At 39.2% G+C, this 5,556-nt stretch carries 4 protein-coding genes; 2 read left to right on the top strand and 2 right to left on the bottom strand.

Translation table 11 applies throughout. The annotated features are described in order from the left end of the window. Nucleotides 1-2,568 (top strand): PVC-type heme-binding CxxCH protein (locus ACH2CJ_RS14445; RefSeq protein ID WP_394993650.1); only part of this gene is annotated, 2,568 nt, incomplete at its 5' end. A gap of 71 nt (nt 2,569-2,639) precedes the next feature. Continuing rightward, nucleotides 2,640-3,791: an FG-GAP repeat domain-containing protein gene (locus tag ACH2CJ_RS14440; RefSeq protein ID WP_394993651.1), complete on the top strand. Its 1,152-nt coding sequence runs from the start codon at nt 2,640-2,642 to the stop codon at nt 3,789-3,791. A 2-nt stretch (nt 3,792-3,793) separates the two neighbouring features. On the opposite strand, the gene ACH2CJ_RS14435 is transcribed toward ACH2CJ_RS14440, so the two are convergent. Both ACH2CJ_RS14435 and ACH2CJ_RS14430 read right to left on the bottom strand, forming a co-directional pair. Further along, the gene (locus tag ACH2CJ_RS14435) at nt 3,794-4,531 is read right to left on the bottom strand and encodes a copper homeostasis protein CutC (RefSeq protein WP_394993649.1); all 738 of its coding nucleotides are present in this window, start codon (nt 4,529-4,531) and stop codon (nt 3,794-3,796) included. Between the two features lie 38 nt (nt 4,532-4,569). Beyond that, nucleotides 4,570-5,277, bottom strand: coding sequence for an ATP-binding cassette domain-containing protein (locus ACH2CJ_RS14430; protein WP_394993648.1), 708 nt, complete (start codon nt 5,275-5,277; stop codon nt 4,570-4,572). Nucleotides 5,278-5,556: the final 279 nt, after the last annotated feature.

The raw sequence follows: 5,556 nt of genomic DNA, 5'->3' as shown, positions 1-5,556 counted from the left end.
AGTAACACAAGCATTAGTTTTAGGGCGGTTAGAAATGACACTTATTATTGCACAGTGCCTGGGCATCGTGCCGCTGGAATGGTTGGTAAGTTTGAGGTTGTGGCAGGTGCAATTTCAACTAAAACTGTTGCTGGAATTTTGCCAAAGAAAAACGGCAAACTTCTCAATCTAAATTTTGAAACAGGCACATTACAAGATTGGACTGCCGAAGGGGATGCTTTCAAAAATCCAATTTTTAATCAAGACCCATCGCCAGTACACGCTGCCGACATGGCGATAGGATTTACAGGAAAATATTTTATCAGCAGTGGTGGCACCGTCAATGCCAAAGAAACTGGAACATTGACTTCCGTACCTTTTAAAGTAACGCATCCTTACGCTGCCTTTAGTGTTTCGGGTGGTGCTTTGCAAGACACACGAGTAGAACTTGTTTTGGCTGATACCAAGAAAGTGATTTTTCAATCAACAGGACAAGGAAGGGCTACATTGCAGCCCGTAGTAGCTGATTTACGCCAATTTTTGAACAAAAATATATTTATTCGTATCATTGATAACGAAACTGGCATTACTTCCATCCCTTATATCAGACCCGATATTTGGGCTCATATAAATTTCGATAATTTTTTGTTTTATGCCCGTCGTCCCACTTTTCCGAACGAACTGAATCAAAAAGACATCATTATTCTTCCGCCACTCGACCCTGTTATTAATTCTGGACTTTCGGGCATTGAAGCAGCCAAAGCTATGACATTGCCCAAAGGTTTTAAAATTACCTTAGCTGCTGCCGAACCTGACATTATTCGACCTATCAGCTTCACAATCGACGCTCGTGGCAGACTTTGGGTGGTCGAAGGACATACTTACCCAGTTCCAGCCCCCGAAGGACAAGGCAGAGATAAAATTCTGATTTTTGAAGATACTGATGGCGACGGAACACTTGATAATAGAAAGGTTTTCATGGAAAACTTAAACCTTGTCAGCGGAATCGAAGTAGGCATGGGAGGTGTTTGGCTCGGTGCAGCTCCTTATCTTTTATTTATTCCTGCCGATTTTGAAAATGATAAACCAACTGGTCTGCCTCAAAAATTGTTGGACGGTTGGGGCGTGCAAGATACCCACGAAGTGCTGAATAATTTAAGATGGGGACCCGATGGTTGGCTTTATGGAGCTCACGGCGTTTTTACACATTCTAATGTTGGAAAACCTGGTGCATCAGACAGCGAACGCACCAAAATCAATGCGGGCATTTGGCGTTATCACCCCACTCGCAACGAGTTTGAAGTTTTTGCCGAAGGCACGAGCAATCCTTGGGGCATTGATTTCAATGATATGGGGCATCCGTTTATTACGGTTTGTGTTATTCCTCACATGTTTCATATCATTCAAGGAGCAAGATATTACCGTCAGGCAGGAAAACATTTCAATCCTTATACTTATGATGACATAAAAACCATTGGCGACCATGTGCATTATTTGGGCGACTGTGGACCTCATGCAGGCAATTTTAGGTCAGCATCGGCGGGTGGAGGTCATGCCCACGCTGGAGCAATGATATATTTAGGCGGCGATACTTGGCCAAAAGAATATAGGAATACTATTTTTATGAATAATATTAATGGAGCAAAGCTAAACAACGACCGTCTGACTCGCTCAGGCTCGGGTTATGTGGCTTCGCACGAAAAAGATTTTTTGACGATGAATGATTCTTGGTCGCAATGGCTCAACATGAAATATGATGCAAGCGGCTCAGTTTTTGCCATTGATTGGTATGACAAGAATCAATGTCACAGTCCAAACCCTGATGTGCATAATAAAACAATGGGGCGAATTTTTAAAATTACGCACGAAAATGACAAATGGGTAAAAGTAAATCTGACGAAAGCAACAGACTTAGAATTAGTTAATTATCACTTAAACGCAAACGAATTTTATGTAAGACAAGCACGCACTATATTGCAAGAAAGAGGCTCAAATCCAAAAGTTCATGAAGCTTTAAAAGCAATTTTGGCAAATAATCCTGACGTTTCTCGAAAACTTAGAGCGTTATGGACGCTTCATGTTACGCAAGGGCTTACTGAAAAAGATTTGAATAATTTGTTAAGTAATGCCGATGAAAATATCAGAAGTTGGGCAATTCAACTTTTAACCGAAGACAAAGCAGTTTCGACTTCAACGCTCGAAATTTTTGCAAAATTGGCTAAAAACGAACCTTCTGCTTTGGTAAAGCTTTATTTAACTTCGGGAATATTGCGTTTGGTACCTTCACAACGTTGGGAAGTGATGGAAGCACTTGTTCAAAAATCAGCAGATGCAAACGACCATAATTTACCTTTGATGTATTGGTATGCCGCCGAGCCTTTGGCAGAAATTGACGCTAATCGTGCCTTAGCGATGGCAGAAAGTGCAAAAATACCTAAGTTTATGACTTACATGATTCAAAGAGTCGGAGCAATAAAAACTCCCGAAGCCAAGAAATCATTGAACGATTTGCATGAAAAGCTAATGAAAACAAATTCACATGAGCAACACGAAAACAGGCAGATTATTGAAAAACTGCTGAAAGAATAATTAGTACAGTGCGACGTTCCGCTATTCATCATAAAAAAGACTTAAAACAGAATAAAATCATGAAAAAAATAATGTTATTTGTTGTGTACGTAATATCAGTGTTTAATTTTTGTTACGCCCAAACATCAAACGATTTCAAAAAAACAATCATCACTCGTGACTTTATCTCGGAAGGTGTGGCCGTTGGCGACCTCAATAAAGATGGAAAAATGGATATTGTGGCAGGATATTATTGGTTTGAAGCACCCAATTGGATAAAGCACGAAATGGCTCCTTCACGCACTTATGACCCAAGAAAAGAATACTGCGAATCTTTTCTTAATTTTGGAATGGACGTAAATCTTGATGGTTGGGACGATGTAGTAATTATTGATTACCCAGGAAAACCTGCTTTTTGGTTCGAAAATCCCAAGAACAAACCAGGTGTTTGGAGCAAACATATCATCGCCGATTCGATGGGAATTGCCAACGAATCGCCAGGTTTTATAGATATAGATGGCGATGGCAGATTAGATATTTTGTGTGGGGATGTGAAAAAAAATCAAATAGTTTGGCTGCAAGCTCCTTTGAAAAAAGGTCAAACAGAATGGAAACGATTTGCTTTGAGCAAAGAAAAAGTAGCAGGAACGGAGAGGTTTTCGCACGGAATCGGTTTTGGGGATATTAATATGGACGGCATAAAAGATGTTGTTATTAAGGATGGTTGGTTTGAAGGAAAAAATAATTTAAAGTCAGGTGATTGGGAGTTTCATGCTGTCAATTTGAGTGAACCGTGTTCGCACATGCAAGTTTTTGATGTTGATGGCGATGGTAAAAATGATGTGGTGACTGCCTCGGCTCATGCATTGGGTATTTGGTTTCATCAACAAACGCCAAAAGAGGGGAAAACTGATTTTACGACTAATATAATGAGCAAGACTACTTCCCAAACTCACTCATCTTTCATGGCTGATTTGAATGGTGATGGTAAAAAAGAATACATTACAGGAAAAAGATTTTTGGCTCATAACGGCCGAGATGCAGGCGATGGGGACACTCCCATTTTATTATATTTTGAGTTTACAAAAGGGAAACAGCCTTATTGGAAAGAACATATCATTGATAATGATTCGGGTGCAGGCTTGAATATTGCTGTTAAAGACATGAACAAAGACAAGAAATTGGACATTATTATTGCCAATAAAAATGGGGTATTTTTGTTTGAAAATAGGATGAAGAAATAAGCCTATTTTATGCGGAGAATTTGTTCGGCAACGGCTTTGCATTTCTCAAAATCAGCTTCATAAATCTCGTATTCATTTGATAATGAGCTACTTGCCATACTCACATCTGGTTTTCGGAAAGTCATTTTACTTTCTTGAATTCCTTTGCCTGTCATGTGAAGTGCGTGAATACCAACCGACAAGAATTGTTGGGCGTTTTGGAAATTCACGCCACTTCCTGCCATTATTTCGATGCGATTATTTGATTTTGCAACCAAAGTTTTGAGTAAATCAATGCCTTCAATAGCGGTATTTTTTTGTCCAGAAGTAAGAATACGTTCGCAACCACATTCGATAATATCTTCTAAGGCTTGAATAGGCTCATTGGCAACATCAAAAGCTCGATGAAAAGTTACTTTTAGTGGAGCAGCAAAATTTACTAATTCCGTTGTTCGGGCAATATCAATACTTCCGTTGGGGTTCAAAATACCAAAAACTACGCCATTAGCATCTAAATTTTTGGCTGTCAGAATATCGGCTTTCATCACCTCAAATTCGGCATCTGAATAACAAAAATCTCCCCCACGTGGGCGAATCATAACATATAATTGAATACTCAATTTTTGACGAGCCAAGCGAATCAACCCCGCCGAAGGTGTTGTACCTCCTTCAAACATTCCGCCACAAAGTTCGACACGACCAGCTCCAGCTTTTTGGGCTATAAGGCAAGATTCTAAAGAAAAACTACATATTTCGAGCATTTTTTGTGCATTTTGGTAGAACAATTTTGAAAATTGTTCTAAGCAGTTAATTCACGGAAAACGTCTTCAATACCTTTTCCATCTTGTTTTAGTTCGAAAAGTGTGCCGTTGGCAACAATTTTTCCATGATTGATAATTACGACACGATCGCAAATAGCTTCTACTTCTTGCATGATATGCGTACTGAAAATTACCGTTTTGTTTTTACCCACTGACTTAATCAAGTCTCTGATTTCGACCAATTGATTAGGGTCAAGTCCAGTAGTTGGTTCATCCAAAATTAGTACATCTGGGTTATGAATCAGTGCTTGAGCAAGCCCCACCCGTTGGCGATAGCCTTTTGATAACTGTCCTATTTTTTTACGTTTTTCTAAGCCTAAACCCACCATTTCGATGGTTTCTGCCACTTTTATTTGCAACGTTTTTCCTTTTAAACCATAAAGTGAACCTGCAAATTCCAAGAACTCACGCACATACATATCCAAATACAAGGGATTATGTTCGGCCAGATAACCAATACTGCTTTTGACTTGCATCGGCGAAGTTTTTACATCATACCCATTCACTTCGGCCGAACCATCAGTGGCAGGTATATAGCCCGTCAATATTTTCATGGTAGTAGATTTTCCCGCACCATTTGGACCAAGAAAACCCACGATTTCGCCTTTGGAAACTTCAAAAGAAATATTATCAACAGCTCGCTGCGTGCCGTAAGTTTTACTCAGATTTTGGATTTTGATTGACATGAGATAGTCGATAGACCACCGACCATAGTCGATAGTTTTTTTAATTGTTTGAAACTATAACGCAAAAATAGACTTTCTAATGAAAACTTTTCTCAAAAGATAGACTTGATACTAATTTTTATCTAAATTTGATAGATTCAACCTTAAAATTACTATGAAAAACATCCTTTTTGTGTACCTCTTTTTAATTATTAGTCTTTCGTATGCTCAAGAAAAACCCGTCAGAATGGGCATTGCGGGCATGACACACGACCACGTTAGACAGATTTTGAATAATCC

The organism is Emticicia sp. (genome assembly GCF_043780375.1).
In the GTDB taxonomy this organism is placed as follows: domain Bacteria; phylum Bacteroidota; class Bacteroidia; order Cytophagales; family Spirosomataceae; genus Emticicia.
The sequence above is the reverse complement of the archived record's forward strand: the minus strand, read 5'-3'. Positions and strand labels throughout refer to the sequence as shown.

Excerpts from the sequence above, each read along its gene's own strand:
- ACH2CJ_RS14435 (WP_394993649.1), bottom strand. The coding sequence starts at position 4,531 with ATGCTCGAAATATGTAGTTTTTCTTTAGAATCTTGCCTTATAGCCCAA.
- ACH2CJ_RS14440 (WP_394993651.1), top strand. The coding sequence starts at position 2,640 with ATGTTATTTGTTGTGTACGTAATATCAGTGTTTAATTTTTGTTACGCC.
- ACH2CJ_RS14430 (WP_394993648.1), bottom strand. The coding sequence starts at position 5,277 with ATGTCAATCAAAATCCAAAATCTGAGTAAAACTTACGGCACGCAGCGA.